Genomic DNA, 23,221 nt, shown 5'->3' with positions numbered 1-23,221 from the left:
CACAAAAAAAGCCGGGCGCGAGGCCCGACTTTTCGTGTCGTGGCTTGAACGACTTAGAACTTCATACCGAGGCCGAAGGTGACGCGGTTGTCCGTCGCCTTGACCTTGCCGATACCGTCGAAGCTCTTGCTGCCGAAGTCGGTGTAGCGATACTCGACGCGGCCGAAGACATTGTCGGTCAGCTTGATGTCGGTGCCGACGCCAGCGGTCCAGCCGAGCATGGTTGCGGTGTCGCTGGCAGGAATGACCGAGTCTTCCACCTTCAGGCTTCTGCCGGCGAGACCGCCGGTGCCATAGAGCAGGATTTCCGGGGTCACGGCGTAGCCGAGACGGGCACGCAGCGAGCCTTCGATGCCGCCCTTGGAGTGGATGCCGTTGTCGTCACCCTTGACGCCGTTGTAGCCGAGTTCGGCTTCACCGCCGTACACGAAGTTCTCCTGCTGCCACTGATAGCCGCCGAAGACACTGCCGACAAAACCCTTGGTATCGGTCGAAACGCCGAAATCCTTTTCCTTGGTCTTGCCGCCGAAGCCGTAGCCAAGGTTGATACCGGCATAGGGACCGGCCCACGAGGCGACCGGAAGTTCGGCAACCGGAGCGGGTGCCGGCGGCTCTTCCGAAACGACGTCCGCGGCATAAGCGGTACCACCGAGGGCGAAGAGCCCGAGCGCAACAGCCAGCGGCCGTGCGAATTTGAGATTGGCTTGCATTGTTCTTTACTCCTTAAGCCACAGGACACAGGCTTGTTTCTCACGATCGCCATCGACCCGTCCGGGGGGTGAAACGGATCTGGCGTTCGTCGGTTCCAAATGTCGTGTCAAAATGCGGCTGAACCGAACCTGAACTTGGGTCATTCCCCGGCGCGAATGAGGCAGAACCTTGACGTTGCATCTTCGCAACAGCGAAATGTCAGCAGCAAGTTCGTGCTGCGCTGCACGCGGCTTGGTGCAAGGACTCCAGCGACCTATATTGCGGTCCGGCGGTTGCGAGTCCAAGAGGGCCCGGCACGTCGAACTGGGCACTTCGCCACAATGTTGCCCCAGGTGCGAACGCCGTTTAACGCATGCCGGGCCATATTTCGTCGGCGTCGCGTTTTCGGGCCGAAATTGAGGATTGACACATATGAGCAAAGCCACTGCCGTGGCGCTGGTGACCGGTGGGGCGAAGCGGATCGGCAAGGCGATTGTCGAGGACCTTGCCAGCCATGGCTTTGCGGTCGCCATCCATTCCAATCGCTCGCACGATGCGGCGGATGCGCTGGCCGCGGGGATCAACCGGTCGGGCGGGCGTGCCGCCGTGGTTGCGGCCGACCTGACCGACATGGATGCCGTCGGCGACCTTGTCGGCCAGGCGGAGGCCGCGCTGGGCCCAATCTCGCTGCTGGTCAACAATGCTTCGCTCTTCGTCGATGATTCCGTCGAGGATTTCGACTGGCGCGCCTGGGACCGCCATTTTGCCATTCACCTGAAAACCCCGGCGCTGTTGGCGCAGAACTTCGCCCGTTCCTTGCCGGAAGGGCAGGACGGGCTGATCGTCAACATCATCGACCAGCGCGTCTGGCGGCCGACGCCGCGCTATTTTTCCTATGCGCTATCGAAATCGGCATTGTGGACGCAGACGCAGATGTTGGCCCAGGCGCTCGGGCCGCGCATCCGCGTCAATGCGATCGGGCCAGGCCCGACGCTGAAGAACGTGCGCCAGAACGATTCGGATTTTGACGCGCAGGTCGCTGGCCTCATTCTGAGGCGCGGCCCGGAATTGCCGGAATTCGGCGCCACCATCCGCTATCTCTGGCAGGCGCGCTCGGTCACCGGTCAGATGATCGCGCTCGACGGCGGCCAGCATCTTGCATGGCAGACGCCCGATGTGACAGGCATGGCGGAATGAGTCCTTTGGATCACAAGAACAAGGCGCGCGGCGGCGCTGATGATCTTCCTCCCGAAATCGACCTCGAGGACGAGGCACTGGAGGAGATCGTCGAACCGGTTGGCCCGGATGTCGCCTTCACGGCCATCGACTGGACGCCGCATGCAGGCGACGCCGAAGGCATGGTCGGCGCCGAGGTGATTCAGACACTGGTCAAGCGGCTGCCCAATGCGCCCGGCGTCTACCGGATGATGAACGCCGCCGGCGACGTGCTCTACGTCGGCAAGGCGCGCAGCCTGAAGAAGCGTGTCACCAACTACGCGCAAGGCAGATTCCACACCAACCGCATCGGCCGCATGGTGCGCGAGACGTCGACGATGGAATTCGTCGTCACCCGCACCGAGATCGAGGCGCTGCTGCTCGAAGCCAATCTCATCAAGCGTTTGCGGCCGCGATTCAATGTGCTGATGCGGGACGACAAGTCGTTCCCGTATATCCTTTTGACCGGCGACCATGTCTCGCCCGGCATTTACAAGCATCGCGGCGCGCGGTCGCGCAAGGGCGACTATTTCGGCCCCTTTGCCTCGGCCGGTGCCGTCGGCCGCACCATCAATTCCCTGCAGCGCGCCTTCCTGCTCAGAAGCTGCACCAATTCTTTCTACGAGAACCGCACGCGGCCATGCCTGCTCTACCAGATCAAGCGCTGCGCGGGTCCGTGCACCGGCGAAATTTCGCATGAGGGTTATGCCGAGTTGGTCGCCGAAGCGAAGGACTTTTTGTCCGGCCGCAGCCAGAAGGTGAAGACCGAGATTTCGGCCGCCATGCAGCAGGCTTCGCAAGACCTCGATTTCGAGCGCGCCGCCATCTATCGCGACCGACTGGCGGCCCTGTCGCACGTGCAAAGCCATCAGGGCATCAACCCGGCGACCGTCGACGAGGCCGATGTGTTCGCCATCCACCAGGAAGGCGGCCAGGTCTGCATCCAGGTGTTTTTCTTCCGCACCGGCCAGAACTGGGGCAACCGTGCCTATTTCCCGAAGGCCGATCCGGCGCTGGAGGGATCGGAAGTGCTGGGCTCGTTCCTGGCGCAGTTCTATGACGACAAGCCGACACCGCGTGCCATTCTCTTGTCGCAGACCGTCGAGGACCAGGAACTGCTGGCCGAGGCGCTCTCGACCCGCGCCGGCCGCAAGGTGGCGATTTCCGTGCCGCAGCGCGGCGAGAAGAAGGACCTGACCGACAACGCCCTGCAGAATGCGCGTGAGGCACTCGGCCGTCGGCTGGCCGAAACCTCGACGCAAGCGCGGTTGCTTGCCGGTTTCGCCGAGACCTTTGGCCTCGCCAAGCCGCCGGTGCGCATCGAGGTTTACGACAATTCGCACATCATGGGCACCAACGCCGTCGGCGCCATGGTCGTCGCCGGGCCGGAAGGCTTTGTGAAAAACCAGTACAGAAAATTCAACATCCGCTCGACCGAGATCACGCCGGGCGACGATTTCGGCATGATGCGCGAAGTGATGGAGCGGCGTTTTTCGCGGCTGCTCAAGGAGCATGGCGATGTCGCCGTGGCTGAGGATGCGGCTGCGGGCGAGGCGATGGCGGCCGAGGCGGGCGATGATATCGAGGACGACATTTCCGGCAGCTTCCCGGCATGGCCGGACGTCATCCTGATCGATGGCGGCCAGGGCCAGATGACGGCGGTGCGCAAGATCCTGTCGGATCTCGGCATCGAGGACCGGGTCGTCGCCATCGGCATCGCCAAGGGGCAGGACCGCGATGCCGGCCGCGAGCGTTTCTTCGTCAGGGGCAGGGACTCGTTTTCATTGCCGGTTCGCGACCCCGTGCTCTATTTCGTCCAGCGGCTGCGCGACGAGGTCCACCGCTTCGCCATCGGCTCGCACCGGGCCCGCCGCAAGAAGGAGATGGTCAAGAGCCCGCTCGATGAAATCGCCGGCATCGGCCCCGGCCGCAAGCGCGCCCTGTTGCTGGCATTCGGAACCGCCAAGGCGGTCAGCCGCGCCGCGATCGAGGATCTGAGAAAAGTCGATGGCATTTCCGAGCAGGTCGCCAAATTGGTCTACAATCATTTTCACGAAAGTTGAAAAAATTCGCCACTTTCAGCTGGCCAGTCGAATCTGGCCTGTTGACCCCCTACAACAGCTTCTGATTTGAGTACGCAGGCAGAAAGAGTCCACCAGACATGGCCCAGCGCGCGTTCAACCTGCCTAATATGCTGACCTACGCCCGTATCGTCGCGGTGCCGCTGGTCGTGTTGTGTTTTTTTCTCGAAGGCCATCTGAAATCGAGCGACTTCGCTCGCTGGTCGGCGCTGGTCATTTTCCTGCTGGCGTCCGTTACCGATTATTTCGATGGCTATTTTGCGCGTGCCTGGCAGCAGACCTCCAACATCGGTAAGATGCTCGATCCGATCGCCGACAAGCTGCTGGTCGCCACGTGCCTCTTGCTGCTTGCTGCCGACACCGACCGCCATGCCGGCATCGCCGGCTGGTCGCTGTGGGCGGCCATCATCATCCTGTGCCGCGAAATCCTGGTTTCTGGCCTGCGCGAATATCTGGCGGCACTCAAGGTCTCGGTGCCGGTGACGCAGCTCGCCAAGTGGAAGACCACCATCCAGATGGTCGCCATCGCTTTCCTGCTGGCGGGGCCGGCCGGCGACAAGGTCTTCCCGCTGACAACGCAGACCGGTCTCGTGCTGCTGTGGATCGCGGCCCTCGTGACGCTCTACACCGGCTACGACTATTTCCGCGCCGGCCTCAAGCACATCATGGACGAGTGAGATGACGACCCGTCTCATCTACTTTGCCTGGGTTCGCGAACGGATCGGCACGCCGGAAGAAGATGTCGAACTGCCGGCCGTCATAGAGACGGTCGCCGACCTCTTGCGCTGGCTGCGGTCGCGCGGCGAAGGCTACGAACACGCATTGCAGTATCCCGACGTGATCCGCGTTGCCATCGACCAGGAACATGTCGACCACCGCGAGAAGATATCGGGCGCGCGCGAAATCGCGCTGTTCCCGCCGATGACCGGGGGCTGACAGTCATGCCGGCCGTCCTGGCAGCGACCGTGCGCATTCAGCGCCAGGATTTCGACGTCGCCGCCGAGATCGCCGCACTGACGCAAGGCCGCGTCGACATTGGCGCGGTGGTCACCTTCTCAGGCTTGTGCCGCGACGAGCAGGGCGCGCTCTCGGCACTCGAACTCGAGCACTATCCGGGCATGGCTGAAGCCGAGATCGGCCGCATCGCAACCGAAGCCAGCGAGCGCTGGCCGCTGCAAGGCCTCACCGTCATCCATCGCCATGGCAAGATCGCGCCGGGAGAGAACATCGTGCTGGTGGTAGCCGCTTCGGCGCACCGCCAGGCGGCGTTCGAGGCGGCGGACTTCCTCATGGACTATCTCAAGTCGCGTGCACCCTTCTGGAAGAAGGAACATCGCACCGACGGCTCCGAGGGCGGCTGGGTCGAGGCCAAGGAAACCGATGCCCAGGCAGCCCAGCGCTGGAAGCGGCCGCCATCCGAATAATACCGTGCCGACCTTGCTCGTCCATGGCAACCGCGACCGGTCGGCGCCCATCGAGCTGACGGGCATTCCGTCCGCCAGGCTCATTCCGGACTGCCGTTTCCTCGTTTACGAGGGCGCGCCGCATGGCCTCATGTACACCCGTATGGATCGGCTGCATGCCGATGTGCTGCGATTCGTGCGCGAGAGTTTGACCGCCAGCAAAGAAAAAGGCCGGCGAAACACCGGCCTTCTCGCATGGAACGTGCAGTGTCGGCTCAGCCGACGATTTCGGTATCCGAGAACCAGTACTTGATCTCCTGCGCGGCCGTTTCCGGCGCATCCGAGCCGTGCACCGAATTCTCACCGATCGAGAGCGCATGCACCTTGCGGATGGTGTCTTCGGCAGCGTTGGCCGGATTGGTGGCGCCCATCACTTCGCGGTTCCTGGCGATGGCGTTCTCACCTTCCAGCACCTGCACGATGGTCGGGCCCGAGGACATGGAGTCCACCAGTTCGCCGAAGAACGGGCGCTCCTTGTGGACGGCGTAGAAGCCCTCCGCCTCGCGGCGGCTCATCCACACCCGGCGCGAGGCGATAACGCGCAGGCCGGCCTCTTCCAGCATCCTGGTGATGGCGCCGGTGAGATTGCGCCGCGTCGCGTCCGGCTTGATCATGGAAAAAGTGCGTTCGAGCGCCATGGGTCGTCCTTGTCTGAATTCGAATTGAGAGTGGCGGGCTCTATACAAGCCGCCCGGCTGATTGCCAAGAGGGGTGAGGAGCGGGTGAGGCGTGGTCCGCCAAGCGTTCGGAAAGCCAATTGTTTGACTTTCCAGACGACGAACGCCCGGAGCGACAGCGCAGGGCCGGAATGGTCGGTGCTTCCGTGGCTGATCCCGTCGGCCGTCGGCATCAGACGGCTGCACAGCAACGGTTTGCTTGCTATAGTCGCCCGGTCGGCGCCGCGCTGAAGTCGGCCCGAATGGAGACAACATGACCATGACAGACGATCGTCAGGAGCGCATTCGCAACCGTGCACATCAGATCTGGCAGGAAGAAGGGCACCCGGCCGGTCAGCACGAACGCCATTGGCACCAGGCGGCAGCCGATGTAGACCGGGAGGACGCGGGGAAGCCGACGGTGGGCAAGAAGCCGGCCAAGAAGGCACCTGGCGCCAGCAAGGCAAAAGCCGCGCCCAAGCAAGAAAAGCTCGTCGCCAAAGCCGGCAAGCCGAAAGCCAGCAAGCCAAAGAAGGCGGCGAAGTAAGGTCAGCTGTTCGGCCCCTGATTTTCGCAACAGGCTGACAGGCTCGATCTGCCCTGCGGATAGAAGGCCTTTGCGGCGTCACGCCGCCGCCGCAACCTTTCGTCCAAGCCCGCCATGCAGGTCGAGGCAGCGGGTGAACCACTGCGCCACCACGTCGCTGTCTTCGAGCAACTTGTACGGCGATGCGATGCGCGCCCATTGCAATGCGCCGAAGACGATATAGTCGGCAAATAGCGGCGAGGCGCCGCCGATGAATGGCTGGTAGCTCAACATGGAGCGCAGCGGTTCCAGTGCCGCCCGGAAGGTTGCCAGGCCGGCGTCGCGTGCGGCGACGACGTCCTCCAGCCGCTTGCCAAAGCGCTGCTCCCGGCTCTGGCGGAAATACGAGCCATTCTGTTCGTCTTGCATGGCATGAAGGTCGACGAGCGCCGCCGTGGTGACGTAAGGGTGGATGGTCGATTGCGACCAGCGCTCGATGAAGCGCGCCATCGTCTTGCCGCCTTCGCCGCCAAACAGGCTAGGCCGATCCGGATAGGCCTCTTCGAGATAGAGCGCGATGGCAAAGGAATCGGTGACGACCTTGTCGCCGTCGCGGATCACCGGAACGGTTTTCGAAACGCCGCCCTCAACGGCGGGCACTTCGAGAAAACGCGTCGGCGCGGTCGACATTTCGAGCCCCTTGTGGGCCAGCGCCATTGTTGCCTTCCAGCAATGTGGACTGAACGGGCGGCCCTCGTCACGCCCGACGAGTTCGTAAAGCAGAATGGTCATTGGCGCGGGTTCCTTTGCGGTCTAGGTATCGCTCCCGACACCCGAAACGGACCGGCGGGAAAAAATGAAACAGCACTTCATGATGTTTGCGGCATACAATCAATGGGCCAATGGCCGCATCTACGATGCCGCCGACGATCTCAACGACGAGGAATTCAATCGCGACGTCGGCGTCTTTTTCGGCTCGCTGATGGGCACGCTCAACCACCTGCTCGCCGCCGATCGCATCTGGATGAAGCGCTTCACCGGCGAAGGCGCCGCGCCAACGACATTGGACGCTATATTGTACCGGGCCTTGCCTGTCCTGAGGACAGCGCGCGAGGCCGAGGACCGGCGGATTATCGACTGGCTCAGCGGCTTGAGCGACAAGGCGCTGTCGGGTCGTTTCACCTATATGACCGTATCGGACATGCGCACCGTCTCGCAACGCCTGGCGCCCGCGCTGGCTCATGTCTTCAACCACCAGACCCATCACCGCGGCCAGGCGCATATGATCCTGACGGTCCTGGGTCGCCCGTCAGTGCCGCTGGATCTGGCGCATTTCCAGCGCACCGAGGAGGGCAGGGCTTTCGCCTGATCCAGATGGTTTCGTTCTAAATTCGACGGCGAACGGTTGGCGCGGACTATCGCCGCATTTTTACACAGCCGCCGAAGCCAGGCCGGTGACTTCGCCATCCAATTGGCTCTGTGTCAGAGCCGCTTCCGCCATCACCCATTGCTTGAACCGCAGCACCTTGCGCGCGGCAAGGCTCTTGTGGGGCGAGACGAAATACCAGCCGGCCGTGTTCGGATGGTGGACGGCAAAGGGAGCGACCAGCCTCTCGGCGCGGATGTCGCTGGCCATATAGGCACGGTTGGCGACGGCAAAACCCATTCCGGCATTGGCCGCCTCGTAGGACATCATGCACGAGTCGAAATAGATGCTTTTGGTCTCGCTGAGCACAAAACTAGCCCCGGCGAAACCAAGCCAGGATTGCCAGTTCTGGGTGCAGGTGTCGGAATGCAGCAGCGTGAAGTGCTTGAGGTCGTCCGGCGTCACCTTTGACACGGGCTTGTCGCCGAGAACCTCATGGAACAGTTTGCGGTTGCACACCGGGGTCAGGTCTTCCCGAAACAGCAGGTCGGACGGCAGTCCGTTGAAATGGCCGTCGCCATAGCGGATTTCCAGATCGAATTCGGAAGTCGTGAACTCATGCGTCGCGTACGAGGTCGAAACCCGCATCACGATATCGGGATGTTGCTGCTGGAACAGCGGCAGGCGCGGAAACAGCCAGCGCGCGGCAAATGTCGGCAGCACGGATATTTTCAGCACATGTTCCTGTGATTGCCCTGTCGCTTCCATGCTGGCGGCGACGATACGCTCCAGCGCCTCGCGAACGCGCGAGACATAGGTCTCGCCCTCCGGTGTCAGCGATACCGCATTGCCGCCGCGCTGAAAAATCTTGAAACGCAGCTGGTCCTCCAGGCTCTTGACGCGCTGGCTGACCGCCGATGCGGTGATGAACTGTTCTTCTCCGGCACGCGTGAAATTGCCGTGCCTCGCAGCACTCTCCACGATTTTCAGCGAATTGAGGTTGACCTGACTGAGCAGACGCACGGTTTCGACCTTAAGCTTGGCTTACGGTAGCACTAGCATTCCTAATTTTACAGGGGGAGCTAATTTAATCGACTGTTAACCAAGTGTTTGCCCCCACTTGGAGAAGTACAATGAACGCACATACGATACCCGAATTGCGCTATGCGATGAGCCGCGAGGCCATTATCGGCCACGAAACCGCCTGGAAGGTGTCGAGCTTCGGCGTTGCGCAGTATCTGCACGGCTATGATCCGGCACTGCTTGCCGCGATCGAGGAGGCCGCCCTGAAGCTCAAGACCAGCCATGCCGTGCACAAGCACCTCGATCTGACCTTCATCACAGGCGCCGACCGTTTCATACCTGAAATCAAGGAGTTGCTGAACGACAAGTTGCGCCTGGAGCGACTGTCCGACATGATGGGCACGAAGCTGGAACCCTATCCGCTGTCGATCGTCGGTTCGACCGTTACCTTCATGAATCCCAGGGATGGCGCCGTCGAATGGCATTGCGACGGCGTTCCGGTCACCGAACTCATTCCGCTGTCGATCAGCGATCCGCTGGTCGGCGGCCATCTCGAAATCTATTGCGATGATTCCGAGACCGGCCGCGCCATTCTCGAATCCGGCCGCGAGATTCCGCGCAACCGTATCATGCGCATCGATCACAAGATGAGATATGCGACGCTCGGGCAGTTCCTCGGCGTCCTGCATCGCACGGCGCCGATCCAGTTCGGCGAACGCGTCACCCTGGTGCTCAACCAGCGCTCCGTGGCCAAGCCCTATGTCGACGACAACAGGATGTTTTACCTTGCCGCCGACAACGATCACGACCGCGAATGGGTCAATGAACTGGCCGAGGACGTGTGGACCAATCAGCTGCCGGCCTATCGCCGGTTCGAGGCGGAACATCCGATGCCGGCCCCGGCCGAAGCACCGGTTCCGGGTGGGGCCAGGGATTCATGGTAACGATCCATGATCCGGAAAGGGAGCCGGTTTTCGGACAGGATCATGGTCGAACGCAGAGATAGAGCCCCATGGCGCTTCTTTCGGCATGGATCAGGCTCGATGTCCGCGCTGGTCTTCGCCACCGGCGCGGTGGCGTTGTGGTCGACAAATGCGCTGGTGGGCAAATCCCTGCTGGCCAGTCACCCGGTGTCGCAGGTGCAGTTCCTGCAATTTGCAGGGGCCGCGCTGGTCTTCGCGGCCATCCGGTTGATGAGCCGGGAGAAAGCCACGGCAATCACGGCGAGCACCGCGCTGGTGCCGCTCGCGGTCGGCTTCATCGGTCTGGTCGGCACCATGGTGCTGCAATATATCGCCTTCGCCTCGATGCCGGTGATCGAAGCCAATCTCGTGGCCTACACCTGGCCCTTGATGGTTGCCGCGGTCGTGATCGCCTTCGAAAATCCCCGGCGTCCGGCTTTGCTGGGCCTTGCAGCGGCCCTTGGGTTCGTCGGCGTCGCGCTGGTGATTTCGGGAGGCCGCGACCGCACCTGGTTTCAGGGTGATCTCGCCGGCTATCTGTGCGCATTCGGCTCCGCGCTGTGCATGGCTTTCTATTCGGTGATGGTGGGACGGCTCGCCACTTCGCCGGACCGCCTGTTGCTGCCATCGTCGCTGGTTGGCGTCGCCTTGACGCTTATATGGTCCGCTCGCGAAGGCGTCGCCTGGCCCACCGGGGTGGATCTGGCCCTCGGGCTCTATCTCGGTGCCGGCCCCATGGGGCTTGGTTACTACTTCTGGTCGCGGGCCCTGAAACTGGGAGGCAGCGGGAAGGTGGCTGTCATTGCCTATCTCACGCCGATCGCTTCGACACTGCTGCTGACCTTGTCCGGCGAACGGTTGACGACGACAGCCATTGCCGGAGCCGTCCTTGTCATAGGCAGTTGCATCGCGGTCGGACTGGAACGTTCGGAGGCGGAAAATTATGTTTGACGACAATGAACGTCTCGCCAGGCAGGAAGCGCATTGGCTGATCAAGGAATTTGGCGCCGAGGCACCACTTTACGCCGCGATGAAGGCCGAAAAGGCGATCGAGCAGAAGGATTTCGGGCGTTGTGCCCGCTGGAAGCGTATTCTTGAGATATTGGCTGACAGCCGCTCGACCAAGTCTGCCGTATCCAAGTATTAGATTTTCTAATTTGCACGAGGTCGATTTCCCATAAAAGTAGTTGACGCCAAGTCTTGATTCGTTTTGGGACTTGGCGGGTCCGTTGGGGGCACGGTTAAAGAGATACATCGACAAAAGTCTTCACTGGGGTAGACGACTTTGTCGCAAACAGGGTGAAAGAATTGTCAAATATCGAGGATAAGATCGTTATCGAGCTAACCGCCGATATTGTCTCGGCTTATGTAGGCAACAATCCGCTCCCGGCTTCGGGCCTGCCTGACTTGATTGCCAGCGTCAGCGCCTCGGTCCGAAAGCTGGCTGGTGCGGCTGTCGTGGAAAGCCCGAGCCTTGTTCCGGCCGTAAATCCGAAACGGTCGGTGTTTCCCGACTACATCATCTGCCTGGAGGACGGAAAGAAGTTCAAGTCGCTCAAGCGACACCTCAGGACGGACTACGGCTTGAGCCCTGACGACTATCGCGCCAAATGGGGCTTGCCGCCGGACTACCCGATGGTCGCGCCGAATTACTCCGCGACCCGGTCGGCGTTGGCGAAGTCAACGGGACTTGGCCGCAAGCCGGCCGCTGCGCCGGCAGTCGTGGCCAAGACGACAAAGCGCGGCAAGGCGGCTGCCTGAGGCCTTGCCGACTGCACGGCGGGCGCTGTCGCGGCTCTGACGGCGCGGTTGTGGGCGCCGTTTCCAGGCCTTGTGCGGCCAACTGGCCCGCAAGGTCTTGCGAAGCGTTGGTGTCCAGTGCAAAAGCGCGGCCATGCTTATCATCAACGACCTCTCGCTCCGCATGGCGGGGCGCCTGCTTCTCGACCACGCCTCGCTCACCCTGCCGGCCGGCACCAAGGCCGGTCTTGTCGGTCGCAACGGGACCGGCAAGACGACGCTGTTCAAGGCCATAACAGGCGATTTTCCCTCCGAGACGGGTTCGATCAGCCTGCCGAAGAATACGCGGATCGGTCAGGTGGCGCAGGAAGCGCCCGGCACCGAGGACCCGCTGATCGAGATCGTGCTCAAGGCCGACCTCGAACGTTCCGCGCTCCTCGAAGAGGAAAAGACCGCCACCGATCCGCACCGCATCGCCGACATCCACATGCGGCTGGCCGATATCGACGCCCATTCGGCCGAGTCTCGCGCGGCCACCATCCTGGCCGGCCTCGGCTTCGACGACGCCGCGCAGCGCCGTCCGGCCTCGTCCTTCTCCGGCGGCTGGCGGATGCGCGTTGCGTTGGCCGCCGTGCTGTTTTCAGAGCCCGACCTTCTGTTGCTGGACGAGCCGACCAACTATCTCGACCTTGAAGGGACGTTGTGGCTTGAGAACTATGTTTCAAAGTATCCGCACACGGTGCTTCTGATTTCGCACGACCGGGATCTGCTCAACCGTGCCGTCAATTCGATCGTTCATCTCGACCAGAAGAAGCTGACGTTCTGGCGCGGCGGCTACGACCAGTTCGAGCGCCAGTATACCGAGCAGAAGGAATTGCAGGAAAAGGGCAGGGTCAAGCAGGAAGCCGCCCGCAAGCATATGGAATCCTTCGTCGAGCGTTTTCGCGCAAAGGCCTCCAAGGCAAGGCAGGCACAGTCGCGCATCAAGGCGCTGGAAAAGATGAAGCCGATCTCGGCCATCGTCAACGACACGGTACGGCCGTTCTCTTTCCCCGAGCCTGTGAAGACCGTGGCCTCGCCGATCGTGGCGCTGAACAACGTCAATGTCGGCTACACCGAGGGTCAGCCGATCCTGAAGAAGATGACGCTGCGCATCGATGCCGACGACCGCATCGCGCTGCTCGGTGCCAATGGCAACGGCAAGTCGACGTTCGCCAAACTTCTGTCGGGTCGTCTGAAGCAGGAAACCGGCACCATGACGGTGGCGCCGGGTTTGAAGGTGGCGATCTTCGCCCAGCACCAGCTCGACGATCTGCGTCCTGAGGAAAATGCCTATGAGCACGTCCGCCGGCTGATGCCGGAGGCGCCGGAATCGAAAGTGCGCGGCCGCGTCGCCCAGTTCGGCCTCACGACAGAGAAAATGAACACGCCCGCCAAGGACCTGTCCGGTGGCGAGAAGGCGCGCCTTCTGATGGGCCTGTCTGCCTTCGAGGGCCCGAACCTGTTCATCCTCGACGAACCGACCAACCATCTCGACATCGACAGCCGCGAATCGCTGATCCATGCGCTGAACGAATTTCCCGGCGCCGTTATCCTGATTTCGCACGACCGCCATCTGCTGGAAGCGACCGCCGACCGGCTGTGGCTGGTCAAGGACGGTGCGGTCAATCCCTATGACGGCGACTTGGAGGATTACAAGACGCTGGTCACCGGCGTCTCCAGCGACCGCCGTGGCAAGCGCGAAGCGGACAAGGCGTCAAAAGCCGACCGTCGCCGCGACGCGGCCGCACGCCGCGCCGCCTTCGAACCGCTGGCCAAGGAAATCCGCGCCACCGAGGCGCTGATGGATCGCATCCGCAAGCGCATCGACGGCATCGAGGACGAGCTGTCCAATCCGTCGGTCTATGAAAAGGATCCCTCGACCGCGACGCGGCTCGCCAAGGAGCGCTCGCAGCTTGCGCAGACGCTGGCAGGCCACGAGGAAAAATGGCTGACCATGTCGGCCGAATATGAGGAAGGCACGGCGGAGTAGGATGCGTAGTCTCCCGACGAGGGGGAGATTGGCTGATTATCTGGCCCTACACGCCACTCCCGAAACCCGCTAAACAGGGACCATGAACCAGCACGCCAACCTCCGCGTCGGCCATTCGGCCTGTCCGCATGATTGCCCGTCGACCTGTGCTCTCGAGGTCGAACTGCTCGACGGCAACCGCATCGGCCGGGTCCATGGCGCCAAGGCCAACAGCTACACGTCGGGCGTCGTCTGCGCCAAGGTCGCCCGCTATGCCGACCGCGTCCATCATCCCGATCGTCTGCTGAAGCCGCTGGTGCGCAAGGGCGCCAAGGGCGAGGGCGTCTGGCAGGAATCTAGCTGGGAGGCCGCTCTCGATCTCGTCGCCGAGAAATTCGACGCGGCCGAAGCGAAGTACGGCTCCGAGACGGTCTGGCCCTATTACTATGCCGGCACGATGGGGCTGGTGCAGCGCGACGGCATCGAGAGGTTGCGCCACGCGAAAAAGTACTCGGGCTTCTTCGGCTCGATCTGCACCAATCTCGCCTGGACCGGCTGGATGATGGGGGCAGGCGCGCTGCGCGGACCGGACCCGCGGGAGATGGCGAAATCCGACTGCGTGGTGATCTGGGGCACCAACGCCGTGGTCACGCAGGTCAATGTGATGACCCACGCCATCAAGGCGCGCAAGGAACGCGGCGCGAAGATCGTGGTCATCGACGTCTATGAGAATGCGACGATGAAGCAGGCCGACATTGGTCTGGTCCTGAAGCCCGGCACCGACGGCGCGCTCGCTTGTGCGGTCATGCATGTCCTGTTTCGCGAAGGCCTGGCCGACCGCGCCTATCTGCAGAAATACACGGACGATCCGAAAGGCCTGGAGGCGCATCTCGTTACCCGCACGCCGGAATGGGCGGCCGATATTACTGGTTTGACGGTCGCCGAGATCGAGACCTTCGCGCGCCTCGTCGGCACGACGAAAAAGACCTATTTTCGCCTCGGCTACGGCTTTGCCCGCCAGCGCAACGGCGCCGTCAACATGCATGCCGCGTCCTGCATCGCCGCCGTCACCGGCGCCTGGCAGTATGAGGGCGGCGGCGCCTTCCATTCCAATTCCGGCATCTTCAAACTCAACCAGGAGGTGCTCGAGGGCACGCGCATGCGCGATCCCTCGATCCGCTATCTCGACCATTCGCGCATCGGCCCGGTGCTGACCGGCGCCAGTGACGCGCTTTATGGCGGGCCGCCGGTGACGGCGATGCTGATCCAGAACACCAATCCGGTGAATGTCGCGCCCGAGCAGCGGCTGGTGAAGCAGGGATTTTTGCGAGACGATTTGTTCACCTGCGTGCACGAGCAGTTCATGACCGACACGGCCAAGCTGGCCGACGTCGTGCTGCCGGCGACGATGTTCGTCGAGCATGACGACATCTACAAGGGCGGCGGCAACCAGCACATCACGCTCGGCCCCAAGCTGATCGAACCGCCGGAAGGGCCGCGCACCAACCATTTCGTCATCGAGCAGCTGGCCGGGCGCCTTGGTGTCGCCGACAGGCCGGGCTTCGGGCTGACCGAGCAGCAGCATATCGACATCATCCTTGGCAAGCGCGGGTTGGGCAGCTTCGCCAGCTTGGAAGAGCAGAAGTGGATTGATCTGCAGCCGGATTTCGACACGGCGCATTTCATCCGGGGCTTTGGCCATGCGGATGGGAAATTCCGTTTTCGCGCCGACTGGACCGGCCAGGCGGCTCCGAACCGGCCGCCGAAGAGCATGGGTCTGTTCGGCCCGGTGGCGCGATTGCCCGAATTTCCTGATCATGTCGACCTGATCGAGGTGGCTGACGAAGCCCATCCGTTCCGGCTGACGACCTCGCCGGCGCGCAACTTCCTCAACTCGACCTTTTCCGAAACACCGGTGTCGAAGGCCAAGGAGGTCCGCCCGGAACTCCTGCTGCATCCCGAGGACGCGGCGGCTCTAGGGCTGGCCGAGGGCGACCGTGTCGAGATCGGCAACATGCGCGGCGAGGTGGTGCTGCACGCCAGACTGTTCGGCGGCATCAAGCGCGGCGTCGTGATCGCCGAAGGTATCTGGCCGAACAGCGCGCATGAGCGCGGCGAGGGCATCAATGTACTGACCGGCGCCGACGCCCCCGCACCCTATGGCGGCGCTGCCTTTCACGACAACAAGGTCTGGCTGCGCCGGGCGCAAGAGCTGAGTGCATAGCGGCCGCGATTATCGATTGCGCCTGATGTCAATTCGTCCGTCGCAATGGGAGAGTGTCGATGGCTGGCGCGATTTCGCTTCTGGGAATACCGCATGACGAGAATTCATCCTATCTCCAGGGTGCGGCCAAGGCGCCGCCGCTCATCAGGCGCGAACTCACCAGCGATGCTTACTCCTCATGGAGCGAGACCGGCTTCGACCTGACCGGCCGCTTCATCGATCATGGCGACATCGACTTCGACAAACCGGGCGATCCCTGGCAGCGCATCGAAAGCGAAGTCGGTCGCGCCCTGGAGGCAGGCCACCCGCTGATCAGCCTGGGCGGCGACCACGCGATCACCTGGCCGGTGCTGCGCGCGGTGCGCCGTCGCCACCCGAGCCTGACGATCGTGCATATCGATGCCCACCCCGACATCTATCATGCCTACGGTGACAATCCGCGTTCGCACACCTCGTCCTTTGCGCGCATCATGGAGGAACGGCTAGCCGACCGGCTGATCCAGATCGGCCTGCGCGCCGTGAACGACCATCACCGCGATCAGTTCAAGCGCTTTGGCGTCGAGGTCGTGGAGGCCGCGCATTTCGGCGAAAGCCTGACGCTTGATCTCAAGACTCCGGTTTATATCTCGATGGATCTCGACGGGCTCGATCCAGCCTTTGCGCCCGGTGTCTCTCACCGCGAGCCCGGCGGCCTGTCGACGCGGCAGGTCATCAACCTGATTCAAGGCATCAACCAGCCGATCGTTGCCGCTGATATCGTTGAATACAATCCGAGCCAGGACCTCTCCAACATGACGGCGCTTGTCGCCGCCAAACTGACGAAGGAGATCGCCGGCATGATGCTCAGGACATCGCCCGCGGTGGATTGAGGGCGCGCCTGGGATCACACCGGCAGGGTTTCGGCCACCTTTTTCCTGTTTTGCCGTTGGCGGATGTCATCGGCGACCGCCTGGGCCTCGATGCCGATTTCGCGCAACAGCCCGGTGACCGCGTTGTGAAAGCCGACCAGATAGAGGCCGAGATCCGAAGCTTGGGCATTAACGCCGCTGGGGCCGGGCTCGACGCCGGGTTCGAGGAACCTGGCATAGCCCGGCCGATAGCCGGTGGCGAAGAGGATGGCGTCGAATTCGCCGTGCTTGCCGTCCGCAAAACGGGCGCCCCGTTCCGAGATTTCGGCGATGTCGGGCGCCACCTTGATCGCACCTTCCCGGATCTTGCCGATGGTGCCGACATCGATCACCGGAATGCGCGACGCAAGGGCGATCTGCTGCAGCAGTCCCTGCTTCGGCCGTCTGAGCCCAAACTTCTCCAGCCTCCCCAGCACCAGATCGAGGATCACGGGGAACAGCGCGTCGTTGATGCGCTGCGGCCCGAGCCGCGTCGCCATGCCGACCATCTGGATTGGCACGCCGAACAGTTCGCGCGGGACGATGTGAACGCCGCCGCGCACCGAGATCGTCGGTCGGGCGCCGCCTTCCACCAGATCGAGGGCAATCTCCGCGCCGGTATTGCCCATGCCGACGACCAGCACCGATTGGCCGGTAAAAGGCGCGGCGTTGCGATAGTCGGCGCTGTGCAGCGTCTTGCCCTTGAAGGCGTCGATGCCGGCAAATCTGGGCAGCAAGGGTTCGGCATTGTAGCCGGACGCGATCACCACATGCGAAGCGCGTAAGGCGCCGGAGGTCGATTCCACCCGCCAACCGCGGCCCTCCCTGGCGACCGCCCGCACCGTTTCGCCGAAGCGGGGCTCCAGGGCGAAGCGTTTTGCATAGGCGTCGAGATACTCGACCACGAGGTGGCGCGGCACATAGCGCGGATAATCCCTTGGGAAGGGAACGAAGGGCAGCGAGGAGTAACGCTTGGTCGTATGCAGATGCACACGGTCATAGTGACGCCGCCAGGCTGGCGCGGCCTGCTGCTCCTTTTCAAGCATGACGAAGTCCTGCCCGGCCTGGCGAAGACATGCGGCAACCGCCAGGCCCGCCGGCCCGGCACCGATGATCGCGACTTTCGTGGTTTCGCCCATGCGCGCCTCCCCCTCCAATTGGCGATCCAGAATGTCAGAAACGTGGCAAGGGTGCACCGGCTCATCCAGGCAGGGGCACCGTCAACCCGACCTTGACGCGGTCCATGGCGACGAAGGTGCGGAACTTCCGCACATTGTTGCTGCCGAAGAATAGTTTTCGCGTCAGCGCCTCGTAGGCGCCCATGTCGGCCACGGTGATGACGAGGATAAAGTCGGCCTCGCCGGTGACATAATAGCATTGCTGTACTTGCGGCTCCGCCGAGAATTGCCGCTTGGCCTCGTCGATCAGTTCGGTGCGTTCGCTCTCGAGCTCCACCTCGACGAAGATAGTGATCGGCTGGCCGACGGCCGCCGGCTCGACAATGGCGACATTGCCGGTAATGACGCCGGTCTGCTCCATGCGCTTGATGCGGCGCTGCACGGCTGGCGCCGACAGGTTCACCGCCTCGCCGATCAGCCGTTGCGGCGTCGTGTTGTCCCGCTGCAGGATGGCAAGGATGGAGAGATCGAAGCTGTCGAGTGAGGCTGGCGACTGAGACATTGCTATCCTGACGAAACAAACTTGCATTTCGAGAGCCATATTACGGCGCTTTTTGCGCATGGTTTGCAATATCTTCTCTTGGATGCCGAGGAGAGACCGCCAATGTTCCTGCCCAATCGCCATGCCTTGCACCGCCAACCGCTGGACGAGGCCGATGCCGAAACCCTCGGCATCGCCGGGGCGGACACTGTCGAGCGTTTCCTTGCCCGCCGTGACAATCACTTGGCGACGCCGCTGCACGCCCTGCCGGCGTTGGCTGGCGAACTCGGTCTCGGCACCTTGCATGTCAAGGATGAGGGCTTTCGCCTCGGCCTAGGCAGCTTCAAGGCGCTGGGCGGCGCCTATGCGGTCTTCCGCCTGGTCCTGGAGGAGGCAAGCAAGCGGCTCGGCCGCTCCGTCGATGTCGGCGATCTCGATCGGCCCGAAGTCCGGTCGGTCGCGGCGACCATGACGGTTGCTTGCGCTACCGACGGCAATCACGGCCGCTCCGTCGCGCAAGGCGCCGAGCTTGTCGGCGCAAAGGCAGCGATCTTTGTCCATGCCGGCGTCAGCGACGGGCGCGTCGCGGCCATCGCCCGCTATGGGGCGGAGATGATCCGCGTCGACGGCAACTACGACGATTCGGTCAGGCAGGCGGCGCGCGTCGCCGCGGAGAAGGGCTGGACGGTGGTTTCCGATACCTCATGGCCGGGCTACGAACGCATTCCGGGCCTCGTCATGCAGGGCTACACCGCGATCGTGCGTGAGGCGCTGGGTCAGATATCCGAACCGCCGACCCATGTCTTCGTGCAGGCCGGCGTCGGCGGCATCGCGGCGGCGGTCGGCGGCCATCTCGCCATCGTGCTTGGCGAAGCCAGGCCGGTTTTCACGGTGGTGGAACCCGCCCGTGCCGCCTGCGTTTTCGGCGCCGCCAAGGCCGGGCACCCGGTCAAGATCGCGCATGGCGAGGCGACAGTCATGGCGATGCTCGAATGCTACGAGGCCTCGCCGGTCGCCTGGCGCGTGCTGGCACGCGTCGCCGATGCCTTCATGACCGTCGACGAGGACGAAGCCATCGCCGTGATGCGGCGGCTGGCACGCCCGGCCGGCAACGATCCGGCCATCGTCGCCGGTGAAAGCGGCGGGGTCGGCCTTGCCGGGCTGATCCGGGCGATGGCCGATCATAAGGCCGAGCTTGGCCTCGACGCCACTTCGCGCGTGCTGGTCGTCAACACCGAAGGCGCGACAGATCCCCGCCGCTATGCCGAACTCGTCGGCACGAGTCCGGCGGATGTGCTTGCCGGCAAGGTGCTTTCTGGAGCGACGCCATGACCTTGATCGATGCGATGACCTCGATCGACGCACAAAGGCTGCTTGGCCGCATCCGCGAACTCGGCGGCATCGGTCGTGATGGCGAGGGCAGATTGGTGCGGCTGGCCGCCTCCGACGCCGACAGGCTGGGTCGCGACCGCTTCGTCGGCTGGCTGCGCGAGGCCGGTCTCGAAATCGCCATCGATCGCATGGGAAATATCTTCGGCGTCTGGCAGGCGCCGGCGAATGCCGGCCATGCGCCGATCCTCGTCGGCTCGCATATCGACACCGTCATCGATGCCGGCATCTATGACGGCTGCTACGGCGTGCTCGCCGGGCTGGAGGTGATCGAGACGTTGAAGGCGTCGGCTCTTGTCCCGTCGCGACCGCTCGCGGTCGCCGCCTTCACCAACGAGGAAGGGGTTCGCTATTCCCCCGACATGATGGGTTCACTGGTCCATGCCGGCGGCGCCGGTATCGACGAGGCGCTGGCGGCCGTCGGCACCGACGGAAGCGTGCTGGGAGAGGAACTGGCCCGCATCGGCTATGCCGGCGACGAGGAGCCGGGCTTCCTCAAGCCGCACGTCTATCTCGAATTGCATATCGAGCAGGGCCCGGTTCTGGAACGCGAAGGCGTGCCGATCGGTGCTGTGGAAAACCTGCAAGGCATCTCCTGGCAGCGCATCACCATAGACGGCGTCGCCAACCACGCCGGCACCACGCCGATGTCGATGCGCAATGACGCCGGGCATGCGGCCGCGCGTGTCGTCACGTTCCTGCACGACCGCGCCAAAGCTTCGAACACGCCGACCGTTGCAACGGTCGGCACGATGCGTTTCGAGCCAGACGCCATCAATGTCATTCCCTCGCGCGCCGTCTTCACCGTCGACCTGCGCGACCCTTTCGAGCATCGCCTGCAAGCCGAGGAAGCCGCACTCGCCGCGTTTCTTGAGGACCTCGCGGCCGATGATGGCGTCACGATCTCGGTCGAGCGGCTGGCCCGCTTCGAGCCGGTGATCTTCGATATCAGCATTGTCGAATTGATCGAAGCTGCCGCGAAGAAGCGCGGGTATGCATCCAAGCGCATGACCTCAGGCGCCGGCCACGATGCGCAGATGATGGCGCGCCTCGCGCCCGCGGCGATGATTTTCGTGCCGAGCGCCGGTGGCATCAGCCACAATCCGCGCGAACATACCGCCGATGCCGAGCTTGTCGCCGGCGCCAACATCCTGCTTGATATCGTTGCCCAGCTTGCGGATCAGGAGGTATCAGGCGATGGCTGAAATCGATCGTGATGTGCTGAAGCTGGAGATGACCGAATGGCGGCATGATCTGCACGCGCACCCTGAATTCGGCTTCGAGGAGGAGCGCACCGCGGCCTTCGTCGCCGCCAAGCTGCGCGAATTCGGACTGGACGATGTCGCCGAGGGTGTCGGCGGCACCGGCGTCGTCGGGACTTTGAAGCGCGGCAGCGGCAACCGCGCGATCGCGCTGCGGGCCGACATGGATGCTCTGCGCATATCAGAGCAATCAACCGCGCCATACCGCTCCGGCAATCCCGGAATCATGCATGCCTGCGGCCATGACGGCCACACGGCGATGCTGCTCGGTGCGGCCAAGCTCATGGCCGGGGAGGGCGGTTTCGACGGCACCGTGCGCTTCATCTTCCAGCCGGCGGAGGAATGGGGAAAAGGCGCGTTGGCGATGCTCGACGATGGCCTGATGCAGCGCTTTCCCTTCGACGAGATCTTTGGCCTGCACAACATGCCGGGCTTGTCGGTTGGACATTTCGAGACCCGCGCCGGCCCGGTCATGTCGGCCGAAGACGTCTTCGAGATCGTGCTCAGGGGATTGGGCGGTCACGCTGCGCGGCCGCATTCGGGTCAGGAAACGCTGGTCGCCGCCTGTGCGCTGGTTACCAACCTGCAGACCATCGTCTCGCGCCGGCTGAGCCCGGCCGACATCTCCGTGGTTTCGGTGACCGAACTGATCACCGATGGCACCCGCAACGCACTGCCGGGCATCGCCCGCATCCTTGGCGACGCGCGCAGCTTCCGCCCCGAGGTGAGCGCCAAGATCGAATGCCAGATGCGCATCATCGCCGAAGGCATCGCTACCGCTTACAACGTTGCCGCCGAGGTCAACTACACCAGGGAATTCGTGCCTTTGCGCAACGATGCCGAACTGGTCGACGCGGCCTTTGCCGCCGCCGGGACTGTTTTCGAACGCGGCAATATCGCGGTCGCCCGCGAGCCGATGACGGCGTCGGAGGATTTCGCCCGCTTCCTCGACCACGTGCCGGGCTGCTTCGTCTTCCTCGGCAACGGCGAGGCCTCGGCACCGCTTCACAATTCCAGTTACGACTTCAACGACGACGGGCTGTTGTTCGGCGCCAGTTTCCATGCCGCCATCGCCAGGCAGCGGCTTGGGACCTGAACCCCCGGGGGGATTTTCGCGGCATTTAGCGGGGGAAAACGCCGGGGAAAGGCCGAAATCCTTGATCTGGCATGACGCTACGGCAAGACTCAGCTAGCCTCGCTCACGCGGCGGACCTGATATCCGCCTGGCCGGCGCTATCAGATTACCTCCCAAGCGGCGCCGGCCTTCTCTCCTGCATGCTAAATTAGATTTCGTTAAAGTTAGAACGCTCGCGCTCGGCGGAAGTTAGGGTTTTACTGTCATGGCTGTGGCACGCTTTTGGATGCTGCGGGTTCATAGATGCGCGGGCGGAGCTGGATAAAGGCGGTGCGTCAGGACGAAGCGCGGCGGGTGCGCGCCCGCATCGCTCAACTCGAACGAGACTTGACCGCCGCCTCGGCGCGGACACGACAGCTGCGCCAGGACGCAGGCCACGAGCTGCGCAATGCCAAGTTCCGCCTCGAACGTCTCGAGGAATGCATCGCGGCAATGCGGTGAAGATCCCGCAATCGTTTTTGCGCAAGACCTCATTCACTGGCTGCAATGCCATTGTTCACGACAGGAATGGCGAGATCTTGATCGGCCCTAGTCGCCTTTGTCGGCGGCAATTTGTTGTCGCAGGCCGAGAAAGCCAAAGTCACCAGCGCGAGGATCAGTCCCAGCTTTTTCATGGCTACTTCCTCCACCCGCAGAACGAGGCGGTGTCGGTTTGGTTGCACGATTGCGCCGAGGGAACAAAATCCCCTGCCTCAGGTTGACCCAGCGAAGGAGGACCGCCGCATGATCCGTTTGCTTCTGGTTGGCACGCTGGCCTTTGTCACTTACCGTCTCGCCCGCAAGATGATCGACGAGGTTCCCGACAGTGTCGATCCGCTCTTGCTGCCAGCGCCCGCAAACGACCGCGAGGCGCTACGCCGGCAGTCGGCGTCGATGGGCGTTGACCCGAAACGCTGATTGCTCCCGCTGTATTGGCGGAGCTGCTTCTCTGT

General features: G+C 63.0%; 26 protein-coding genes. 19 read left to right on the top strand and 7 right to left on the bottom strand.

Translation table 11 applies throughout. From position 1 onward, the window contains the following. Positions 1-53: 53 nt before the first annotated feature. Positions 54-710, bottom strand: coding sequence for an outer membrane protein (locus FJ943_RS26560; RefSeq protein WP_140717897.1), 657 nt, complete (start codon positions 708-710; stop codon positions 54-56). A 412-nt stretch (positions 711-1,122) separates the two neighbouring features. Here FJ943_RS26560 and FJ943_RS26555 point away from each other — a divergent pair, with 412 nt between their 5' ends. The 5 genes from FJ943_RS26555 to FJ943_RS26535 all read left to right on the top strand — a co-directional run bounded on the left by FJ943_RS26555 (position 1,123) and on the right by FJ943_RS26535 (position 5,410). Beyond that, the gene (locus FJ943_RS26555) at positions 1,123-1,887 is read left to right on the top strand and encodes an SDR family oxidoreductase (protein ID WP_140726315.1); all 765 of its coding nucleotides are present in this window, start codon (positions 1,123-1,125) and stop codon (positions 1,885-1,887) included. Continuing rightward, complete coding sequence (gene uvrC / locus FJ943_RS26550) at positions 1,884-3,968, top strand: excinuclease ABC subunit UvrC (RefSeq protein ID WP_015318471.1); 2,085 nt, start codon at positions 1,884-1,886, stop codon at positions 3,966-3,968. The genes FJ943_RS26555 and uvrC overlap by 4 nt, the downstream gene beginning before the upstream one ends. A gap of 98 nt (positions 3,969-4,066) precedes the next feature. Continuing rightward, positions 4,067-4,663 (top strand): CDP-diacylglycerol--glycerol-3-phosphate 3-phosphatidyltransferase, encoded by a 597-nt coding sequence (gene pgsA / locus FJ943_RS26545; protein ID WP_015318470.1) that lies wholly within the window; start codon positions 4,067-4,069, stop codon positions 4,661-4,663. A 1-nt stretch (position 4,664) separates the two neighbouring features. Continuing rightward, positions 4,665-4,922: a molybdopterin converting factor subunit 1 gene (gene moaD, locus FJ943_RS26540; protein WP_140726312.1), complete on the top strand. Its 258-nt coding sequence runs from the start codon at positions 4,665-4,667 to the stop codon at positions 4,920-4,922. Between the two features lie 5 nt (positions 4,923-4,927). Then, entirely contained in the window at positions 4,928-5,410 is a 483-nt protein-coding gene (locus FJ943_RS26535; protein WP_140726309.1) for a molybdenum cofactor biosynthesis protein MoaE, read from the top strand. Positions 5,411-5,664: 254 nt separating this feature from the next. Here FJ943_RS26535 and ndk read toward each other — a convergent pair whose 3' ends face one another. After that, complete coding sequence (gene ndk, locus FJ943_RS26530; RefSeq protein WP_015318467.1) at positions 5,665-6,087, bottom strand: nucleoside-diphosphate kinase; 423 nt, start codon at positions 6,085-6,087, stop codon at positions 5,665-5,667. Positions 6,088-6,379: 292 nt separating this feature from the next. Here ndk and FJ943_RS26525 point away from each other — a divergent pair, with 292 nt between their 5' ends. Continuing rightward, complete coding sequence (locus FJ943_RS26525) at positions 6,380-6,652, top strand: DUF2934 domain-containing protein (RefSeq protein WP_015318466.1); 273 nt, start codon at positions 6,380-6,382, stop codon at positions 6,650-6,652. Between the two features lie 78 nt (positions 6,653-6,730). On the opposite strand, the gene FJ943_RS26520 is transcribed toward FJ943_RS26525, so the two are convergent. Beyond that, positions 6,731-7,423 (bottom strand): glutathione S-transferase family protein, encoded by a 693-nt coding sequence (locus tag FJ943_RS26520; RefSeq protein WP_140617196.1) that lies wholly within the window; start codon positions 7,421-7,423, stop codon positions 6,731-6,733. A 64-nt stretch (positions 7,424-7,487) separates the two neighbouring features. On the opposite strand from FJ943_RS26520, the gene FJ943_RS26515 reads away from it, so the two are divergent. Continuing rightward, positions 7,488-8,000, top strand: coding sequence for a DinB family protein (locus FJ943_RS26515; protein WP_140617195.1), 513 nt, complete (start codon positions 7,488-7,490; stop codon positions 7,998-8,000). Between the two features lie 60 nt (positions 8,001-8,060). On the opposite strand, the gene FJ943_RS26510 is transcribed toward FJ943_RS26515, so the two are convergent. Continuing rightward, a complete protein-coding gene (locus FJ943_RS26510; protein ID WP_015318463.1) occupies positions 8,061-9,020 on the bottom strand; it encodes a LysR substrate-binding domain-containing protein in 960 nt (319 codons plus the stop codon). A 110-nt stretch (positions 9,021-9,130) separates the two neighbouring features. On the opposite strand from FJ943_RS26510, the gene FJ943_RS29770 reads away from it, so the two are divergent. From FJ943_RS29770 to FJ943_RS26470, 7 genes are all read left to right on the top strand, one after another. Further along, complete coding sequence (locus FJ943_RS29770) at positions 9,131-9,964, top strand: hypothetical protein (protein ID WP_181174643.1); 834 nt, start codon at positions 9,131-9,133, stop codon at positions 9,962-9,964. Positions 9,965-10,006: 42 nt separating this feature from the next. Continuing rightward, complete coding sequence (locus FJ943_RS26495) at positions 10,007-10,933, top strand: DMT family transporter (protein WP_140726307.1); 927 nt, start codon at positions 10,007-10,009, stop codon at positions 10,931-10,933. Next, positions 10,926-11,129 carry a hypothetical protein gene (locus tag FJ943_RS26490; protein ID WP_015318460.1) on the top strand — a complete coding sequence of 68 codons (204 nt, stop codon included), beginning with the start codon at positions 10,926-10,928 and terminating at the stop codon, positions 11,127-11,129. The genes FJ943_RS26495 and FJ943_RS26490 overlap by 8 nt, the downstream gene beginning before the upstream one ends. A 161-nt stretch (positions 11,130-11,290) precedes the next feature. Continuing rightward, positions 11,291-11,743 (top strand): MucR family transcriptional regulator, encoded by a 453-nt coding sequence (locus FJ943_RS26485; protein ID WP_015318459.1) that lies wholly within the window; start codon positions 11,291-11,293, stop codon positions 11,741-11,743. A gap of 133 nt (positions 11,744-11,876) precedes the next feature. Continuing rightward, positions 11,877-13,754, top strand: a complete 1,878-nt coding sequence (locus tag FJ943_RS26480) for an ABC-F family ATP-binding cassette domain-containing protein (RefSeq protein WP_140726305.1) — start codon at positions 11,877-11,879, stop codon at positions 13,752-13,754. 82 nt (positions 13,755-13,836) lie between these two features. Then, positions 13,837-15,957, top strand: a complete 2,121-nt coding sequence (locus tag FJ943_RS26475) for a molybdopterin oxidoreductase family protein (RefSeq protein ID WP_140726302.1) — start codon at positions 13,837-13,839, stop codon at positions 15,955-15,957. 59 nt (positions 15,958-16,016) lie between these two features. Next, positions 16,017-16,826 carry an agmatinase family protein gene (locus FJ943_RS26470; protein ID WP_140726300.1) on the top strand — a complete coding sequence of 270 codons (810 nt, stop codon included), beginning with the start codon at positions 16,017-16,019 and terminating at the stop codon, positions 16,824-16,826. Positions 16,827-16,840: 14 nt separating this feature from the next. On the opposite strand, the gene FJ943_RS26465 is transcribed toward FJ943_RS26470, so the two are convergent. After that, positions 16,841-17,983 (bottom strand): NAD(P)/FAD-dependent oxidoreductase, encoded by a 1,143-nt coding sequence (locus FJ943_RS26465; RefSeq protein WP_140726297.1) that lies wholly within the window; start codon positions 17,981-17,983, stop codon positions 16,841-16,843. Between the two features lie 61 nt (positions 17,984-18,044). Beyond that, positions 18,045-18,524, bottom strand: coding sequence for an Lrp/AsnC family transcriptional regulator (locus tag FJ943_RS26460; protein WP_140726295.1), 480 nt, complete (start codon positions 18,522-18,524; stop codon positions 18,045-18,047). A 102-nt stretch (positions 18,525-18,626) separates the two neighbouring features. Here FJ943_RS26460 and FJ943_RS26455 point away from each other — a divergent pair, with 102 nt between their 5' ends. The 4 genes from FJ943_RS26455 (at position 18,627) to FJ943_RS26440 (ending at position 22,730) form a co-directional block, all read left to right on the top strand. Next, on the top strand, positions 18,627-19,835 hold the full coding sequence (locus FJ943_RS26455; protein WP_140726291.1) for a diaminopropionate ammonia-lyase: 1,209 nt from the start codon (positions 18,627-18,629) through the stop codon (positions 19,833-19,835). A 14-nt stretch (positions 19,836-19,849) separates the two neighbouring features. Then, positions 19,850-21,097: a Zn-dependent hydrolase gene (locus FJ943_RS26450; protein WP_140726479.1), complete on the top strand. Its 1,248-nt coding sequence runs from the start codon at positions 19,850-19,852 to the stop codon at positions 21,095-21,097. After that, on the top strand, positions 21,090-22,250 hold the full coding sequence (locus FJ943_RS26445; protein ID WP_140726288.1) for a M20 aminoacylase family protein: 1,161 nt from the start codon (positions 21,090-21,092) through the stop codon (positions 22,248-22,250). The genes FJ943_RS26450 and FJ943_RS26445 overlap by 8 nt, the downstream gene beginning before the upstream one ends. A gap of 309 nt (positions 22,251-22,559) precedes the next feature. Further along, positions 22,560-22,730 (top strand): hypothetical protein, encoded by a 171-nt coding sequence (locus tag FJ943_RS26440; protein ID WP_246671942.1) that lies wholly within the window; start codon positions 22,560-22,562, stop codon positions 22,728-22,730. A gap of 29 nt (positions 22,731-22,759) precedes the next feature. On the opposite strand, the gene FJ943_RS29765 is transcribed toward FJ943_RS26440, so the two are convergent. Beyond that, positions 22,760-22,903 carry a hypothetical protein gene (locus FJ943_RS29765; protein WP_181174642.1) on the bottom strand — a complete coding sequence of 48 codons (144 nt, stop codon included), beginning with the start codon at positions 22,901-22,903 and terminating at the stop codon, positions 22,760-22,762. A gap of 109 nt (positions 22,904-23,012) precedes the next feature. Between FJ943_RS29765 and FJ943_RS29760 the strand changes: the two genes are divergently transcribed. Continuing rightward, complete coding sequence (locus FJ943_RS29760; protein ID WP_015318449.1) at positions 23,013-23,186, top strand: hypothetical protein; 174 nt, start codon at positions 23,013-23,015, stop codon at positions 23,184-23,186. Positions 23,187-23,221: the final 35 nt, after the last annotated feature.

It is taken from the genome of Mesorhizobium sp. B2-3-10, assembly GCF_006442275.1.
Lineage (GTDB): Bacteria > Pseudomonadota > Alphaproteobacteria > Rhizobiales > Rhizobiaceae > Mesorhizobium > Mesorhizobium australicum.
The sequence above is the reverse complement of the archived record's forward strand: the minus strand, read 5'-3'. Positions and strand labels throughout refer to the sequence as shown.